This window comes from Sphingobium sp. TA15, assembly GCF_037101235.1.
GTDB lineage: Bacteria > Pseudomonadota > Alphaproteobacteria > Sphingomonadales > Sphingomonadaceae > Sphingobium > Sphingobium indicum.
The window spans coordinates 2,005,844-2,021,417 of the sequence record NZ_AP025355.1; the positions used below are offsets into that span (position 1 = coordinate 2,005,844).

17 protein-coding genes and 1 tRNA gene are annotated in these 15,574 nt (G+C 67.5%); 14 read left to right on the plus strand and 4 right to left on the minus strand.

Going from position 1 to position 15,574, the window contains the following annotated elements; all coding sequences use genetic code 11:
- The first annotated feature begins 25 nt into the window (after positions 1–25).
- The 8 genes from Sj15T_RS09960 (at position 26) to Sj15T_RS09995 (ending at position 6,942) form a co-directional block, all read left to right on the plus strand.
- The gene (locus tag Sj15T_RS09960; RefSeq protein ID WP_013040883.1) at positions 26–1,021 is read left to right on the plus strand and encodes an aspartate carbamoyltransferase catalytic subunit; all 996 of its coding nucleotides are present in this window, start codon (positions 26–28) and stop codon (positions 1,019–1,021) included.
- 106 nt (positions 1,022–1,127) lie between these two features.
- Complete coding sequence (locus Sj15T_RS09965; protein WP_013040884.1) at positions 1,128–2,351, plus strand: dihydroorotase; 1,224 nt, start codon at positions 1,128–1,130, stop codon at positions 2,349–2,351.
- Between the two features lie 168 nt (positions 2,352–2,519).
- Positions 2,520–2,595, plus strand: a tRNA-Trp gene (locus tag Sj15T_RS09970).
- A 170-nt stretch (positions 2,596–2,765) separates the two neighbouring features.
- On the plus strand, positions 2,766–2,972 hold the full coding sequence (gene secE, locus Sj15T_RS09975; RefSeq protein ID WP_007683611.1) for a preprotein translocase subunit SecE: 207 nt from the start codon (positions 2,766–2,768) through the stop codon (positions 2,970–2,972).
- Between the two features lie 59 nt (positions 2,973–3,031).
- Positions 3,032–3,568: a transcription termination/antitermination protein NusG gene (nusG, locus tag Sj15T_RS09980; protein ID WP_007683610.1), complete on the plus strand. Its 537-nt coding sequence runs from the start codon at positions 3,032–3,034 to the stop codon at positions 3,566–3,568.
- A 204-nt stretch (positions 3,569–3,772) separates the two neighbouring features.
- The gene (rplK, locus tag Sj15T_RS09985) at positions 3,773–4,204 is read left to right on the plus strand and encodes a 50S ribosomal protein L11 (RefSeq protein ID WP_013040886.1); all 432 of its coding nucleotides are present in this window, start codon (positions 3,773–3,775) and stop codon (positions 4,202–4,204) included.
- Positions 4,205–4,208: 4 nt separating this feature from the next.
- Positions 4,209–4,907 (plus strand): 50S ribosomal protein L1, encoded by a 699-nt coding sequence (rplA, locus tag Sj15T_RS09990; protein ID WP_013040887.1) that lies wholly within the window; start codon positions 4,209–4,211, stop codon positions 4,905–4,907.
- A gap of 304 nt (positions 4,908–5,211) precedes the next feature.
- Positions 5,212–6,942 (plus strand): DEAD/DEAH box helicase, encoded by a 1,731-nt coding sequence (locus Sj15T_RS09995; protein ID WP_013040889.1) that lies wholly within the window; start codon positions 5,212–5,214, stop codon positions 6,940–6,942.
- Between the two features lie 42 nt (positions 6,943–6,984).
- On the opposite strand, the gene ybaL is transcribed toward Sj15T_RS09995, so the two are convergent.
- From ybaL to Sj15T_RS10010, 3 genes are read right to left on the minus strand one after another with little or no spacing between them, the layout of a single operon-like run.
- Entirely contained in the window at positions 6,985–8,643 is a 1,659-nt protein-coding gene (gene ybaL, locus Sj15T_RS10000; protein WP_007683606.1) for a YbaL family putative K(+) efflux transporter, read from the minus strand.
- 58 nt (positions 8,644–8,701) lie between these two features.
- Positions 8,702–8,839 (minus strand): hypothetical protein, encoded by a 138-nt coding sequence (locus tag Sj15T_RS10005; RefSeq protein WP_007683605.1) that lies wholly within the window; start codon positions 8,837–8,839, stop codon positions 8,702–8,704.
- Between the two features lie 51 nt (positions 8,840–8,890).
- Positions 8,891–9,289 (minus strand): hypothetical protein, encoded by a 399-nt coding sequence (locus Sj15T_RS10010; RefSeq protein ID WP_041386032.1) that lies wholly within the window; start codon positions 9,287–9,289, stop codon positions 8,891–8,893.
- A gap of 199 nt (positions 9,290–9,488) precedes the next feature.
- Here Sj15T_RS10010 and rplU point away from each other — a divergent pair, with 199 nt between their 5' ends.
- The 6 genes from rplU to Sj15T_RS10040 all read left to right on the plus strand — a co-directional run bounded on the left by rplU (position 9,489) and on the right by Sj15T_RS10040 (position 14,350).
- On the plus strand, positions 9,489–9,785 hold the full coding sequence (gene rplU, locus Sj15T_RS10015; RefSeq protein ID WP_007683601.1) for a 50S ribosomal protein L21: 297 nt from the start codon (positions 9,489–9,491) through the stop codon (positions 9,783–9,785).
- Positions 9,786–9,815: 30 nt separating this feature from the next.
- Positions 9,816–10,085 carry a 50S ribosomal protein L27 gene (gene rpmA / locus Sj15T_RS10020; protein ID WP_007683600.1) on the plus strand — a complete coding sequence of 90 codons (270 nt, stop codon included), beginning with the start codon at positions 9,816–9,818 and terminating at the stop codon, positions 10,083–10,085.
- A 273-nt stretch (positions 10,086–10,358) separates the two neighbouring features.
- Positions 10,359–10,949, plus strand: coding sequence for a GNAT family N-acetyltransferase (locus tag Sj15T_RS10025; RefSeq protein ID WP_013040891.1), 591 nt, complete (start codon positions 10,359–10,361; stop codon positions 10,947–10,949).
- Between the two features lie 123 nt (positions 10,950–11,072).
- Complete coding sequence (gene obgE, locus Sj15T_RS10030; RefSeq protein ID WP_013040892.1) at positions 11,073–12,164, plus strand: GTPase ObgE; 1,092 nt, start codon at positions 11,073–11,075, stop codon at positions 12,162–12,164.
- 121 nt (positions 12,165–12,285) lie between these two features.
- Positions 12,286–13,416: a glutamate 5-kinase gene (gene proB, locus Sj15T_RS10035; RefSeq protein WP_013040893.1), complete on the plus strand. Its 1,131-nt coding sequence runs from the start codon at positions 12,286–12,288 to the stop codon at positions 13,414–13,416.
- Positions 13,417–13,420: 4 nt separating this feature from the next.
- Complete coding sequence (locus Sj15T_RS10040; protein WP_013040894.1) at positions 13,421–14,350, plus strand: NAD(P)-dependent oxidoreductase; 930 nt, start codon at positions 13,421–13,423, stop codon at positions 14,348–14,350.
- Positions 14,351–14,444: 94 nt separating this feature from the next.
- Here the strand turns inward: Sj15T_RS10040 and folP are convergent, their stop codons facing one another.
- A complete protein-coding gene (gene folP, locus Sj15T_RS10045; RefSeq protein WP_013040895.1) occupies positions 14,445–15,566 on the minus strand; it encodes a dihydropteroate synthase in 1,122 nt (373 codons plus the stop codon).
- Between the last annotated feature and the right edge of the window lie 8 nt (positions 15,567–15,574).

Consider the following 15,574-nt stretch of genomic DNA (forward strand, 5'->3'; position numbering starts at 1 on the left):
CCACCCTCGCCTAAAGGATCGGTTCATGCCCGACATCACCGTTCCATCCGCCCAGTCCGACCTGACCGGCCGGGCGTTGTTTCCGCACCGGCATCTCCTGTCCATCGCCGACCTCAAGCCCTGGGAAATCCGCTTCCTCCTCGATGAGGCGGAACATTGGGCAAAAAGCAACCGGGGCGGCGCGCGCAAGCATGACGACCGCCTGGCGGGCATGACCCAGATCAACGCCTTCTTCGAAAACAGCACCCGCACCCTCCTCTCCTTCGAGATCGCGGGCAAGCGGCTGGGCGCGGACGTCGTCAACATGGCCGCCGCCACCTCCAGCGTGAAGAAGGGCGAGACGCTGATCGACACCGCCATGACGCTGAACGCCATGGCCGCCGACGTGATCGTCATCCGCCACGCCAGTTCCGGCGCGGTGGCGCTGATCGCGGACAAGGTCGATTGCCCGGTGCTGAACGCGGGCGACGGCTGGCACCAGCATCCGACCCAGGCCCTGCTCGACGCGCTCACCATCCGCCGCCGCAAGGGCGGGTTCGAAGGGCTGGTCGTCGCCATCTGCGGCGACGTGCTGCACAGCCGGGTGGCGCGCTCGAACATGCTCTGCCTCGCCGCCCTGGGCGCGCAGGTCCGCGCCGTCGCCCCGCCCACGCTGATGCCGCCCGAAGTCGAGATGCTGGGCGCGACCCCCTATAGCCGCATGGACGAGGGGCTGGACGGCGCCGACGTGGTGATGATGCTGCGCCTCCAGAATGAGCGGATGGACGGGGCCTTCATCCCCTCCCCCCGCGAATATCACATGCTCTACGGCCTGACCCCGGAACGGCTCGCCATCGCCAAGCCCGACGCGCTGGTCATGCACCCCGGCCCGATGAACCGGGGGGTGGAGATCGCCAGCGTCGTCGCCGATCACCCGGACCGCTCCGCCATCACCGAGCAGGTGGAAATGGGCGTCGCCATCCGCATGGCCTGCCTCGACGTCCTGACCAGAGGCGCGCGCGGCGTGGAGGGCTGGGCATGACGACCACCACCCCCGCCCCCGCCCCCGCCCCCTCCCCCGTCATCCCCGCGAAGGCGGGGATCCATCTCCCGCCCCATCCCGAGGCGCAAGGCAGGGGGAACGCGCAATGACCAGACTCGCCATCGCCAACGGCAAACTGGCCGACCCGTCAGGCAAAGACCTCACCCCCGGCGTCATCCTGATAGAGGATGACCGCATCCTCGCCTCAGGCGACGTCGCCATCCCCCCGGACGCCGAAACCATCGACGCGAACGGCCTGGTCGTCGCCCCCGGCCTGATCGACCTGGGCGTCTTCGCCACCGACAAGCCCGCCTTCCATTTCGGCGGCATCACCCGCGCCGCGCTGATGCCCGACCAGTCCTCCCCGCTGGACGATGCGGGCCTCATCCGCCAGGCCACCCGCGCCGGGAAACCCGATTTCTGGGTCCACCCCATCGCCGCCGCCACGCGGGGCCTCAAGGGCGCGGAACTGGCCGAAATCGGCATGATGCAGGCGGCGGGCGCCAAAGCGGTCGGCACCGGCCGCCAGTGGATCGCGGATTCGGGCGTGATGATGCGCGTCCTCTCCTACGCCTCCGGCCTCGGCCTCACCGTCATCACCCATGCCGAGGATGCGGGGCTGGCGGGCAAGGCCGTCGCCACCAGCGGAGAGACCGCGACCCGCCTCGGCCTGCCCCACGCCCCCGCCTGCGCCGAAGCCATGGCCATCGCCCGCGACATCATGCTGGCCCGCGCCACCGGGGCGGCGATCCACTTCCGGCTGGTGACGACAAGGGCAGGCTTCGACCTGATCCGCGCCGCCAAGGCGGAGGGGTTGAAGGTCACATGCGGCATCAGCCCGGCCTATCTCTTCCTCTCCGATAATGCGGTGACGGATTTCCGCACCTTCGCCCGCCTCTCGCCCCCCCTGCGGTCGGAGGACGATCGCAAGGCCTCCATCGCGGCGGTCGCGGACGGCACGGTCGACGTCATCACCTCCAGCCACGACCCTCGCGGGCCGGAGGACAAGCGCCTGCCCTTCGCCGACGCCGCGCCGGGCATGGCGGGCGCGGAAACGCTGCTCGCCCTGTCGCTCAACCTGGTGCGGGACGGGCATGTGACGCTCAACCGGCTGATGACCCTGCTCAGCGCCAATCCGGCGAGGATATTGGGCGTGGACGCGGGCGGCTTCGCGCCGGGCAGCGCGGCGGACCTGATCTTCATCGATCCCGACGCGCCCTGGATCGTCGATTCGGGGAAAATGGCCGCACAGGCCGGAAACACCCCGTTCGACCGCATGCCCGTGCAGGGCCGGGTAAGGCGGATCATGAAGGGCGGGAATTTCCTCTAGAGTGATTTCAAGTGAAATGTTCCATTTCACGGCTCGGAAATCACGGCAAGCAAAGAAAAATGAGAGCATATTCCGATTCAATTCAATCGGGACATGCTCTCAGTTTCCCGCTTGCCCAACCCGGTCCGCCACGCTAAAGCGCCCTCCTTCGCTGGCCCCGGCCAGTGCAGGAGTGTAGCTCAGTTGGTAGAGCGTCGGTCTCCAAAACCGAATGCCGGGGGTTCGAGTCCCTCCACTCCTGCCAAGCGAACTGGCCGCGAAACCTTGAATTATCGGGGGTTCGCGGCTAGCTGTGCTTGACGAAGCATGGGTCGCGGAGCGCGGCCGCACCCCCGGACGCCGAACAGGGCGGGATCGGGAGGGCGGACTGTTGCTTCGCGCTTTGGTGTTTGTTGGAAGGATTTGGTGCGGGCGATGGCGAAGGTTTCTCCGGGCGAATTCGTCAATCAGGTGAAGGCCGAAGCGTCGAAGATCGTGTGGCCCACCGGCCGCGAAACGATCATGACCGGCGTGATGGTGGTCATCATGACCTCGCTGCTGGGCATCTTCTTCTTCGGCATCGACACCTTCTTCGGCGCGATCGTCCAGTGGCTGCTGGCGTTCGCCGCCGGCCAGGCTTGAGAGTTTTTGATTACCGCGATTTCCCAGTGAATCGCTTAGTGGGAGTTTGAGACGGCAACATGGCGCGCTGGTACATCATCCACGCCTATTCGGGCTTCGAGAACAAGGTCAAGGAATCGATCCTGTCCGAAGCCGAGCGCATGGGCCTCTCCCAACTGGTCGAACAGGTGGAAGTCCCCACCGAGACCGTGACGGAGGTGAAGCGCGGCAAGAAGGTGCAGGTCGAGCGCAAGTTCATGCCCGGCTATGTCCTCGCCAAGCTGGCGATGAACGACGACATCTACCACCTGGTCAAGAACACGCCGAAGGTGACGGGTTTCCTGGGGTCGAGCGGCAAGCCGCAGGCCATCAGCGAGGCGGAGGCCGCCCGCTATTTCGGCGCGCAGAAGGCCGCCGAGGCCGCGCCCAAGCACAAGATCAACGTCGATTACGAGATCGGCGACAGCGTCAAGGTGCTGGACGGCCCCTTCGCCAGCTTCAACGGCACGGTCGAGGAACTGGATTTCGAAAAGAACCGGGTCAAGGTGTCCGTGTCGATCTTCGGCCGCGCCACCCCGGTCGAACTGGACTTCGAACAGGTCGAACTGTCCAAATAAGGAAGCCTGGCGAAGTAAGAACAACATCCGTCACCCCGGACTTGATCCGGGGTCCCGCTTTCTTCTCGAAAAGGCGGCATGACGGCAAAGGAATTTCCGGGAAACCGGGAATAGCTGCGGGAGGATCGCTCCGGTGATCCGTCAATACCGCTAAACTTGAACCGGGCGCATCCTCGGACGCGCCCAGCAACAGAGTGAGTGAACATGGCCAAGAAGATTACGGGCTATATCAAGCTCCAGGTGCCCGCTGGAGCCGCCAACCCCTCGCCGCCGATCGGCCCGGCGCTGGGTCAGCGCGGCGTGAACATCATGGAATTCTGCAAGGCGTTCAACGCCTCGACGGAAAAGATGGAAAAGGGCACCCCGCTGCCGACCATCATCACCGTCTATGCGGACCGTTCGTTCAGCTTCGTCACGAAGCAGCCGCCCGCCACCTATCTGATCAAGAAGGCCGTCAACCTGAAGTCGGGTTCGAAGGAACCGGGCAAGGTTTCCGCCGGAAAGATCAAGCGCTCGCAGCTCGCCGAAATCGCGCAGGCCAAGATGGCCGACCTCAACGCGAACGACATCGATGCAGCGACGAAGATCATCGAAGGCTCCGCCCGCGCGATGGGCCTCGAAGTGGTGGAGGGCTAAGACCATGGCAAAGCTGACGAAGAAGGCGAAGGCCCTGGCCGCTGCCGTTGACCGCGAAAAGCTGCACGGCGTCGACGAGGCGCTGGGCCTGATCAAGACCCATGCGACCGCCAAGTTCGACGAAAGCGTCGAAATCGCGATCAACCTGGGCGTCGATCCGCGTCACGCCGACCAGATGGTCCGTGGCGTCGTCACGCTTCCGGCCGGCACCGGCAAGGACGTCCGCGTCGCCGTGTTCGCCCGCGGCGACAAGGCTGAGGCCGCGACCGCCGCCGGCGCCGACGTGGTGGGCGCCGAAGACCTGCTGGAATCGATCCAGGCGGGCAATATCGACTTCCAGCGCGTGATCGCCACCCCCGACATGATGGGTCTGGTCGGCCGCCTCGGCAAGGTTCTGGGCCCCAAGGGCCTGATGCCGAACCCGAAGCTGGGCACGGTCACCCCGAACGTCGCCGAAGCGGTCAAGGCCGCCAAGGGCGGCCAGATCGAATTCCGCGTCGAAAAGGCGGGCATCATCCACGCCGGCCTCGGCAAGGCCAGCTTCTCGGCCGAAGACCTGCGCAAGAATTTCGACGCCTTCGTCGACGCCATCGTCAAGGCGAAGCCGTCGGGTTCGAAGGGCAAGTACGTCCGCAAGATCGCCCTGTCCTCCTCCATGGGTCCGGGCGTGAAGGTCGACGTGGCGGAAGTCGCCTCGGTCTGATCCGACGCACAAACAGATAGGGGAGCCTCCTTCCTCCACATGGGGAAGGAGGCTTTCGCTTTTTATGCTATGCCGTGCTCCTGCGAAGGCAGGAGCCCAGGGTCCAAGGTCGCGCACCTCGCCCTAGGCTCCTGCCTTCGCAGGAGCACAGCATTTCCAAACACCGCCGGGGACACCCCCAGCAACGGTGTGAACTTCGGGGCGCACGACCTTGCACCCCGGCTCCAAAAACCCCCGGAGCGCATTGAGGTCACCTTCGTATCCGTCGGGAATGGCGGGTCGCCTTTTACCGATGGAAAATAGAATGTCTTTCGAACACCTCCCCCCTCTCCTGTCCGGCGCCCTGACGCGAAAGGGCTATGAAAGCCTGACCCCCGTCCAGGCCCAGGTCACCCAGCCGGAAGCCGAAGGCCGCGACCTCATCGTCTCGGCCCAGACCGGCTCCGGCAAGACCGTCGCCTTCGGCCTGGCCATGGCGAAGGAACTTCTGGGCGACGCCAGCCGCCTCCCCGCCCCCGGCCTGCCGCTCGCCCTCGCCATCGCCCCGACCCGCGAACTGGCGCTGCAGGTCGCCCGCGAACTGGAATGGCTCTATGGCGAGGCCCGCGCGCGTATTGCCACTTGTGTGGGCGGCATGGACGCCGCCAAGGAACGCCGGGCGCTTGCCCATGGCGCGCATATCGTCGTCGGCACGCCGGGCCGCCTGCGCGACCATCTGGAACGCGGCGCGCTCGACCTGTCGGGCCTCAAGACCGTCGTGCTGGACGAAGCCGACGAGATGCTCGACATGGGCTTCCGCGAGGATCTGGAGGAAATTCTCGACGGCGCGCCCGAAGGCCGCCGCACCCTCCTCTTCTCCGCCACCATGCCCAAGCCGATCGTGGCGCTCGCCAAGCGCTACCAGAAGGACGCGCTGCGCATCTCCACCGTCAGCGATGAGCGCGGCCATGGCGACATCAGCTATCAGGCCGTGACCGTCGCCCCCGCCGACATCGAAAATGCCGTGGTCAACCTGCTGCGCTATCATGAGGCGGAGACGGCGATCCTCTTCTGCGCCACCCGCGACAATGTCCGCCACCTCCACGCCAGCTTGACCGAGCGCGGCTTCGCGGCGGTGGCGCTGTCGGGGGAGCATAGCCAGAATGAACGCAACCATGCCCTCCAAGCGCTGCGCGACCGCCGCGCCCGCGTCTGCGTCGCGACCGACGTGGCGGCGCGGGGCATCGACCTCCCCAATCTCAGCCTTGTCGTCCATGTCGAACTGCCCCGCGACGCGGAGACGATGCAGCACCGCTCCGGCCGCACCGGCCGCGCAGGCAAGAAGGGCACGGCGGTCCTCATCGTCCCCTATCCCCGCCGCCGCCGCGTCGAATCCATGCTGCGCGGCGCGAAGATCCCGGTCGAATGGGGCACCCCGCCCAGCAAGGAAGCGATCCAGGAACAGGACAATGCCCGCCTGCGCGAGAAACTGATGGAACGCGCCGACCTCGACGAGCAGGACTGGGCGCTGGGCGCCGAACTGCTGGAGGCGAAATCGGCCAAGGAAATCGCCGCCATGCTGGTGAAGAGCGCCCGCGCCGCCCTGCCCGCGCCGGAGGAACTGCTGGACGCCAGCGAAGCCCCGCAACGCCGCGACGGGCCGCGCCCCGGCTTTGAGGACACGGTCTGGTTCCGCATGGACATCGGCCGCCGCCAGAACGCCGACCCGCGCTGGATATTGCCGCTGATCTGCCGTCGCGGCCATGTGTCGCGGCAGGACATCGGCGCGATCCGCATCGCCGCAAACGAGACCCTGTTCGAAATCCCCAGCGCCATCGTATCGCGCTTCATGGGATCGGTGAAACGGACAGGCGAGGCCAATGACGAGGGCGCCGACATCGCCTTCGAGCAGGTCGAGGGCACGCCACGCGAAGCCGCCCGCGAAAACCGCCACGGCAAGGGCCGCCCCAATGATCGCGGCCCCCGCCCTCCCGCGCACAGCCCCCGCCCGTTCAAGGGCGGCCCCAGGCGGCCCGGTCCGCGCAAGCCCCGATAACAGGAAAGGGCCGCCCTTCGACGGAGCGGCCCTTTCTCCTGACTAGCCCGCCCCGCAAAGGGCCAGCATCCGCGCCGCCAGTTCCCGTTCCCCCATCACGACATGGGGCACGCCCAGCCCCTCCAGATGCCTGACCTCCGCATCGGAATGGGCGCGGGCGATGACCTGGAGGTCGGGGTTCAAATGGCGCGCATGTTCGTGGATCGCGCCGCCCTCGAACCCTTCGGGCACGGCGATCAGCAGGCGCCGAGCCTCGCTTATGCCGGCCGCCCGCAGATGCCGGTCCTCCAGCGCGCTGCCGCGCACGACGGTGAGGCCGGTCTCCTCCGCCTCCTCCGCCCGGTCGGAGTCCGCTTCGATCACCACCAAATGCGCGCCCTTTTCCGCCAGCCGATCCGCGATCAGCTTGCCCACCCGGCCATAGCCGACCAGGATGACATGGCCGATGCGCGGCTTGGCCCTGGCCTTCTGCGCCTCTGCCTCTTCCTCGACCTCCTCCTGCTTGTGCCCGCGCACGATGAGGGAGAAGATCAGCGGATTGAGGAAGATCGACACGATCGCGCCGGCAAGGATCAGGTCGCGCCCTTCGGCGGGCAGCACGCCCAATCCCGTCCCCAAGGATGCCAGGATGAAGGAAAATTCGCCGATCTGCGCCAGGCTGGCCGCGATGGTCAGCGCCGTGTCGCCGGGATGGCCGAAGGCGCGGACGATGGCGAAGGCGGCGATGGACTTGCCGATGATGATGATCGCCACCGTGGCCAGCAACGGCAGCGGTTGTTCGACCAGCACCGCCGGATTGAACAGCATGCCGACCGAAACGAAGAACAACACCGCGAAGGCGTCGCGCAACGGCAACGTCTCCTCCGTGGCGCGGCGGCTGAGCGGCGTCTCGCCCAAAATCATGCCGGCGAAGAACGCCCCCAGCGCGAAGGACACGTCGAACGCCACCGCCGCGCCAAAGGCCACGCCCAGCGCTATCGCCAGCACGGCCAGGCGGAACAGCTCGCGCGATCCGCTATGCACGACCCAGTGCAGCGCCCAGGGAATGACGCGGCGGCCGACCACCAGCATCAGCGCGACAAAGCCCGCGACCTTGAGCAGCGTGCCCAGCAGCGGCGCGAGCAAGGCACCGGCCCCCGCTCCGGCCCCCGCATCGGCCCCGGCATCGGCATTGTTCATCACCCCGGCCAGCGCGGGCAGCAGCACCAGCGCCAGCACCATCACCAGATCCTCGACGATCAGCCATCCCACGGCGATCCTGCCCCGGCGCGTTTCAACCAGATCCGCCCCCTGCAAGGCGCGCAGCAGGACAACCGTGCTCGCCACCGACAGCGCCAGGCCGAAGACCAGCCCGCCCATCAACGGCCAGCCCATATAATAGGCCAGGCCCATGCCCATCAGCGTCGCCACCGCGATCTGGCCGAGGGCGCCGGGCACGGCGATATTCTTCACCGACAGAAGGTCGCGCAGCGAAAAATGCAGGCCGACGCCGAACATCAGCAATATGACGCCGATTTCCGCCAGTTCATTGGCCAGGCTGGCATTGGCGACGAAGCCCGGCGTGAACGGCCCGACCATGATCCCGGCGATCAGATAGCCGACCAGCGGCGACAATTTCAGGCGATGGGCGATGGCGCCCATGACGAAGGCAACGACAAGGCCCGCGACGATCGTTCCGATCAGGGGCGTGTGATGGGGCATGGAGTGTCTTTCCCTGGCTGCCGACGGAGGAACGCCCTCCATCGGCAGCATATCCTATTCATTCAGCGACGGTCAGCATCGCCGCCGACAACAGCGCGCCGGCCGCGCCCAGTCCCGCCATGACGGCCGGCATGAACCACCATGGCGGACGGCGGGACGGCCCCGTGCCGCCGCGTCGCGATCTTCTGCGGGTCATGAAGAGGCTCCTTTTTCCTGACGGCGGCCTTAAAACGGCCGCCCTGATGCGTCAGGAAAGGGCCGGCGGCGCCCGCGCCCGCTGGCGGGACAGCAGGTGAAAGGACGGGAAAGAAACCAAGGAGGGCGAGAATCGGTCGCCGGGGCGCAGCGGGATTGCGCCCGGCAGCATCGCTATGGCCATCGGCCCGCCCGCGGCGAGCGCCGGCAACGGCGAGCGCCCATCGCCATCCGGCTTCATGGCCTGCACGGTGAGGGGGGGCGCATGGGCGCGGGCCTTCAGCACCACGCCGGTGGTGGCCGGATTGAAGGCGGAGCCGGTGAACCGACTGGACGGCGGCCCCAGGGGCGCGAGCGCGCTCAGCAGGGCCACGCCCAGCGACAGCCACAGGGTCAGGATGAACGGCAGCCGGCCGGCCAAGGCTTCCTTCCTGTACGGCGCTGGCGTCATCCGTGATATAGTCCCTTCGCTGGCCCTTCGCCGCGCCAGGATAGGGTCGGACAAGGCCAAAAACCAGCCCCGAATGCCGCGCTTGCCGGTTGACATCGGCGAGTCATTCCAGTAGCGGGCCACATTCCCGCGCGGGTCCAACAGGGCATTGTCCCTCGACGATCTGCGTAAAGCAGATTTGAACGAGAAGAGAAGAGCCATGTTCGCAGTCGTGCGCACGGGCGGCAAGCAGTATCGCGTCGCCGCCGGAGACAAGATCGTCGTCGAGAAGCTGGCCGGAGAGGCCGGCGACAAGGTGACGCTGGATGACGTCCTGTTCGCCGGCGAAGGCAGCGACGTGAAGGACGCGGCCAAGCTGACCGTCGCCGCCGAAATCGTCGCGCAGGCGAAGGGCGAGAAGGTCATCGTCTTCAAGAAGCGCCGCCGGCACAATTATCGCCGCCGCAACGGCCACCGCCAGAATCACACGATCCTCAAGATCGTGTCGATCGCCTGAGCCGCAGCAAAGTCACGAGGAGTTTGAGTCATGGCACATAAGAAAGCTGGCGGTTCGTCGCGCAACGGTCGCGATTCGGAATCGAAGCGCCTTGGCGTTAAGAAGTTCGGCGGTCAGGAAGTGATCGGCGGCAACATCATCATTCGCCAGCGCGGCACCCGCGTCTATCCGGGCCGCAATGTCGGCATGGGCAAGGACCATACGCTGTTCGCGCTGGGCGAAGGCCGCGTGGTATTCCACACCGGCAAGCTCGGCCGCAAATATGTGTCGGTCGACGCCATGGCCGAAGCAGCCGAATAACGGACGATCGATGACGGATCGTCCCACGCAAACGGGGCGATCCTCCTGACGGAACGGCTTACAAGCCACCGCCAGGGTTCGAGGGAAACAAGGGGCGCCCCATCCGGGAGCGCCCCTTTTTCGCGTCGAAGGGCGTCTCCCCTGAATTTCCCTCAGGCCGCTGGAACCCCCGCCTTTCTCACGCGTCATGCGGGCGGGGCCCAGCCAGAGAAGATAGTCGTCATGCCGTAACTTTTCGCGGTCATTGGCGCGCAGGAGATTAGGAGACTTTCGATGTTCGCCCGTACCCCCCGCCTGTTGCTGCGGCCCGGCTGGATGGAAGACGCGCCGGCCCTTGCCGACGCGATCGGCGATGCGGCCGTGCTGCGCAACCTGACCCGCGCGCCGGCCGCCTACGACCGGGCCGATGCGCAGGCGTTCCTGGCCCAGCCGCAGGACGCGCGCCTGCCCAGCCTGCTCGCCTTCACCCGCACCAAGGGCGCGCCGCGCCTGGTGGGCGGCTGCGGCCTCCATGCGGCGGATGACGGCAGGGTGGAACTGGGCTATTGGATCGCCCGCCCCTATTGGGGGCTCGGCTTCGCCACCGAAGCGGCGGGCGCCGTCATGCACATGGCCCGCGCCTTGGGCATACGCGACGTGCGCGCCGCCCATTTCGCGGACAATCCCGCGTCCGGCAACGTCCTGCGCAAGCTCGGCTTCCGCGACACGGGTCGCATCGAGCGCCGCTTCAGCCTGGGCCGGGGCGCGGCGGCGGATTGCCTGGTCTTCGAGGAAGGCTCCCCTGGGGAAGAGGGCGCGATCCCCATGACGGCGGATTCGTCCGCCGATCTTTACGGGGATTCGCTGCCGGCTCTGGCGGCCTGAACCCCGCGACCGGGGAGGGCGGCGCCGGGCCGCCTTCCCCCGCCCCCGCCGCGTTTCGGAAGAAGCGGCCGCTTTTGCGGCGCGCCTGTTTAATTCCGCCGCATAAACCGCTATGGGCGCGCGATGCATTTTCTTGATCAAGCGAAGATTTACATCAAGTCCGGCTGGGGCGGTCCCGGCGCGGTCAGTTTCCGGCGGGAAAAATATGTCGAATATGGCGGCCCGGACGGCGGCAACGGCGGCAAGGGCGGCGACATCATCTTCGAGGCGGTGGCCGGGCTGAACACCCTGATCGACTTCCGCTACACCCAGCATTTCAAGGCGCAGCGCGGCATGCCCGGCGCGGGCAAGAACCGCTATGGCGCCGGCGGCGAAGACCTGGTCATCAAGGTGCCGGTGGGCACGCAGATCCTGTCCGATCCCACGCCCATAGAGGGGACGGAGGATGAGGACGGCACGATGGAATATGAGCAGGAACTGCTCGCCGACTTCACGCAGGTCGGGCAGCGCATCGTCCTGCTGCGCGGCGGCGACGGCGGGCGCGGCAACCTGTCCTACAAGACCAGCACAAACCGCGCCCCGCGCCAGCATGGCACGGGCTGGCCGGGGCAGGAAATGTGGGTGTGGCTGCGGCTGAAGCTGCTGGCCGACGTCGGCCTGGTGGGCATGCCCAATGCGGGCAAGTCGACCTTCATCAACCAGGTCACCAACACCAAGGCGAAGGTGGGCGCCTATGCCTTCACCACCACCAAGCCGCAATTGGGCGTGGTGCTGCATCGCGACCGGGAATTCGTGCTGGCCGACATTCCGGGCCTGATCGAGGGCGCGGCCGAGGGCGCCGGCATCGGCGACCGCTTCCTAGGCCATGTCGAACGCTGCCGCGTGCTGCTGCACCTGATCGACGCGACCGGCGACGACCCGGTCGAACAGTTCCGCATCGTGCAGGACGAACTGGCGGCCTATGGCGGCGGGCTGGACGAAAAGCCGCAGATCGTGGCGCTCAACAAGGGCGACCTGCTGGGGCCGGAACTGATGGAGGACATTGCCGGCCAGCTTCGGGACGAGGCGGGGGTGGAGGATGTGTTCATCATCTCCGGCGCGACCGGCGAAGGCGTGCCCGCCCTGCTGGACGCGGTGCTGCCGCTGCTGGACCAGCCCGGCGGGGAGGAAGAGGATGGGACAGAAGAAGACGAGAAGCCGTGGTCGCCACTGTAACTCCTCCCCTCCCCTTCAGGGGAGGGGTCGGGGGTGGGGGCTTGCCGGATAGGGCTTCCCCCGCCTTGTCTCCTCACCCCAACGCCTCCCCTGCAGGGGAGGAGCGCATTCGGACCGCTTCATGACCCCTTCCCTCTCCGGTTTCCCTCCTTCGCAAATCCGCCGGCTGGTCATCAAGATCGGCTCGGCCTTGCTCGTCGATCCGCAGGGCGAGGTGCGCGAAGCCTGGCTCCGCACGCTGGTGGCCGACGTCGCGGCGCGCAAGCAGGCGGGCCAGCAGATCATCATCGTCTCCTCCGGCGCCATCGCGCTCGGCGCCCGCAGGCTGAAACTGCCCAAGGGCGGACGCGGCTCCCTGGAGGACGCGCAGGCGGCCGCCGCCACCGGCCAGATCGCGCTGTCGCAATGCTGGGCCAGCCTGCTCCACGAAAGGGGCATCACCGCCGCGCAGATGCTGGTGACGCTGGACGATCTGGAAAACCGCCGCCGCTATCTCAATGCGTCGGCCACGCTGGAGCGGCTGATGGCGCTCGACGTCGTGCCCGTGGTGAACGAGAATGACAGCGTCGCCACGGCGGAAATCCGCTTCGGCGACAATGACCGTCTGGCGGCGCGCATCGGACAGGCGGCACGGGCTGACGCGGTTGTGCTGCTGTCGGACGTCGACGGGCTTTACAGCGCCAATCCGCATGTCGATGCGAACGCCATGCTGATAGAGACAATCGAGCGCATCGATGCGCGCATCGCCGGGATGGCGGACGGCGGCTCCGCCTCCGGCATGGGGTCGGGGGGCATGACCTCCAAGATCGAGGCGGCGCGCATCGCGACCGGAGCGGGCGCGCATCTGGCGATCATCTCCGGCAAGGTGGATTCGCCGCTGTCGCATTGGAGCGATGGCGGGAAAGGATCGATCTTCCTCGCCGCGCAGGCCAGGGGCGCGCGCAAGGGCTGGCTCGCCGGGCGGCTGACGGTGCGCGGGCGGATCGTGGTCGACGCCGGGGCCGAAGCGGCCCTGCGGCGCGGCAACAGCCTGCTTCCAGCTGGGGTTGCACGGATAGAGGGCATCTTCGCCCGCGGCGACGTGGTCGACATATTGGCGGAGGATGGACGGGTGATCGCCCGCGGCCTCATCGAATATGACAGCGAGGAAGCGGCGCGCATCGCGGGCAAGCGCAGCGAGGACATCGCGACGCTGCTGGGGCACCTGCCCCGTTCCGTGCTGGTCCACCGCGACCATATGGCGATGGTCTGATCCCATGTCCCTGCGCATTGCGATGACGGGCGCGACGGGTTTCGTCGGCGCCGAAACGCTCCATCAGGCCCTGGCGGCGGGGCACCATGTCTCCGCCATCACCCGCCGGGCGCAGCCGCCCCGCGCCCATCTCAAATGGGTGCCCGGCGCGCTGGAGGACCGGGCCGCGCTCAACACGCTGGTCCGCGACGCCGATGTGGTGATCCACATCGCCGGCGTGGTGAACGCGCCCGACCGCGACGGGTTCGAGACCGGCAATGCGCGGGGCACCATGGCGGTGGTCGACGCCATGCGCCAACGCGGCGTCAAGCGGCTGATCCACGTCTCCTCCCTCTCGGCGCGGGAGCCGGGCCTGTCCGACTATGGCTGGTCGAAGGAACTGGCGGAACGGCATGTGAAGGCGAGCGGGCTTGACTGGACCATCATCCGTCCCCCCGCCATCTACGGGCCGGGCGACCGGGAGATGCTGGAACTGTTCCGCATGGCGAAGCGCGGGTTCATGCTGATGCCGCCGGGCGGACGGCTGTCGGTGATCGAGGTGAGCGACCTTGCCCGGCTGTTCCTGACGCTGGCGGTCGAAAAGGACATGAAGAGCCTGACCCATGTCTATGAGGTGGACGACGGCACGCCCGGCGGCTGGGACCATATGGACTTCGCGCAGGCGATCGGCCGCGCCGTCGGGCGGCCTGGAGAGAGGGCGGTGCGGACCTTCGCCACGCCCGCCTGGCTGCTGGGCATGGGCGCGCGGCTCGACCGGCTGGTGCGTGGCCGGAACGCCAGGCTGACGCCCGACCGGGTCAGCTATTTCTGCCACCCCGACTGGGTGGTGAAGAAGCGCAAGCAACCGCCCAGGAAGCTGTGGGCGCCCAGGGTGCCGACGGAAGAGGGATTGAGGGCGACCGCCGAAGCCTATCGGGCGAAAGGCTGGCTCTGACGACCGGAAGCCTGGAACGGAGCCTGTCCTGGCAAGTTCTTGTTGTCGCATCGTTTTGAGCGGAAAACCGGTTCCCGCTTTCCCGCACGATGCTCTAAACGCCGCTCAACCCCGCATCCGCCAGACCGCGCCAAAGGTGCAGCGCCTGCACGCTTTCCGCGACATCGTGCACCCGCACCATCTGCGCGCCCAGTTCGGCGGCGCGGAAGGCCAGGGCCACCGAACCGCCCAGCCGCTCCGCCGCCGGCGCCTCGTTCGACAAGGCCCCGATCAGGCGCTTGCGGCTGCCCGCGAACAGCAGCGGCACGCCCAGCCCCTGCAACGTCGCCAGCCCGTTCACCAGCGCCAGATTGTCGCCCAGCGACTTGCCGAAGCCCAATCCCGGATCGACCATGATCTTCCCGCGCGGCACCCCCGCCGCCAGACAGGCGTCCACGCGCTCCTCCAGCATGTCGAATACATCGGCCACGACATCGCCATAGCCCCCGGCATTGTCGTGCGGATCGTCCCCGGCCGACGGCGCATGCATCAGGATGACGGGGCATCCCGCCGCGACCACCACCTCCATGGCGCGGGAGTCGTGCCGCAGCGCGCTCACATCGTTGACGACCGCCGCTCCGGCGGCCAGCGCGGCTTCCATCACCGCAGCCTTGCGGGTGTCGACGGACATGGGAACGCCTGCCGCCGCCAGCCTTTCGATCACCGGCACGACGCGGGCGATCTCATCCCCTTCCCACAGGCGCGGCGCCCTGGGCCGGGTGGATTCGCCGCCCACATCGATCAGCGCCGCCCCTGCCGCCGCCATGGCGAATCCCGCATCGGCCGCCGCCTGCGGATCGTCCATATGCCTGCCGCCGTCGGAAAAGCTGTCCGGCGTGATGTTGAGGATCGCCATCACCTGCGGCGCGTCGAACCGGATGGTGCGTTCCCCCAGCACCAGGGGCTGCCTCTGCGCCGAGATATTGGCCGCCAGCAGCCGCGCCCGCTCCGCCAGCGCATCGGGCAATCCCGCGATGGCGTCGGCGAACTCCGCGACCGGCACCGTCGCCCGCGCCACGCGCCGCCCGTCCTTGCGCGCCGTCAGCTCATAAGCCTGGAACCACAGCAACCCATTGCCCATCCGCGCCGTCGACCCGTCGGCCAGACCGACGGGCGACGGCACGAACCAAGTGGGACGCAGGTAAAGCCGCGCATCGGCAGGAAGCTGTGGCAACATCTTCAAAC

Bases quoted from the DNA above. Each gene is read 5' to 3' on its own strand.
- Sj15T_RS09960 (WP_013040883.1), top strand. From the start codon at position 26: ATGCCCGACATCACCGTTCCATCCGCCCAGTCCGACCTGACCGGCCGG.
- Sj15T_RS09965 (WP_013040884.1), top strand. From the start codon at position 1,128: ATGACCAGACTCGCCATCGCCAACGGCAAACTGGCCGACCCGTCAGGC.
- secE (WP_007683611.1), top strand. From the start codon at position 2,766: ATGGCGAAGGTTTCTCCGGGCGAATTCGTCAATCAGGTGAAGGCCGAA.
- nusG (WP_007683610.1), top strand. From the start codon at position 3,032: ATGGCGCGCTGGTACATCATCCACGCCTATTCGGGCTTCGAGAACAAG.
- rplK (WP_013040886.1), top strand. From the start codon at position 3,773: ATGGCCAAGAAGATTACGGGCTATATCAAGCTCCAGGTGCCCGCTGGA.
- rplA (WP_013040887.1), top strand. From the start codon at position 4,209: ATGGCAAAGCTGACGAAGAAGGCGAAGGCCCTGGCCGCTGCCGTTGAC.
- Sj15T_RS09995 (WP_013040889.1), top strand. From the start codon at position 5,212: ATGTCTTTCGAACACCTCCCCCCTCTCCTGTCCGGCGCCCTGACGCGA.
- ybaL (WP_007683606.1), bottom strand. From the start codon at position 8,643: ATGCCCCATCACACGCCCCTGATCGGAACGATCGTCGCGGGCCTTGTC.
- Sj15T_RS10005 (WP_007683605.1), bottom strand. From the start codon at position 8,839: ATGACCCGCAGAAGATCGCGACGCGGCGGCACGGGGCCGTCCCGCCGT.
- Sj15T_RS10010 (WP_041386032.1), bottom strand. From the start codon at position 9,289: ATGACGCCAGCGCCGTACAGGAAGGAAGCCTTGGCCGGCCGGCTGCCG.
- rplU (WP_007683601.1), top strand. From the start codon at position 9,489: ATGTTCGCAGTCGTGCGCACGGGCGGCAAGCAGTATCGCGTCGCCGCC.
- rpmA (WP_007683600.1), top strand. From the start codon at position 9,816: ATGGCACATAAGAAAGCTGGCGGTTCGTCGCGCAACGGTCGCGATTCG.
- Sj15T_RS10025 (WP_013040891.1), top strand. From the start codon at position 10,359: ATGTTCGCCCGTACCCCCCGCCTGTTGCTGCGGCCCGGCTGGATGGAA.
- obgE (WP_013040892.1), top strand. From the start codon at position 11,073: ATGCATTTTCTTGATCAAGCGAAGATTTACATCAAGTCCGGCTGGGGC.
- proB (WP_013040893.1), top strand. From the start codon at position 12,286: ATGACCCCTTCCCTCTCCGGTTTCCCTCCTTCGCAAATCCGCCGGCTG.
- Sj15T_RS10040 (WP_013040894.1), top strand. From the start codon at position 13,421: ATGTCCCTGCGCATTGCGATGACGGGCGCGACGGGTTTCGTCGGCGCC.
- folP (WP_013040895.1), bottom strand. From the start codon at position 15,566: ATGTTGCCACAGCTTCCTGCCGATGCGCGGCTTTACCTGCGTCCCACT.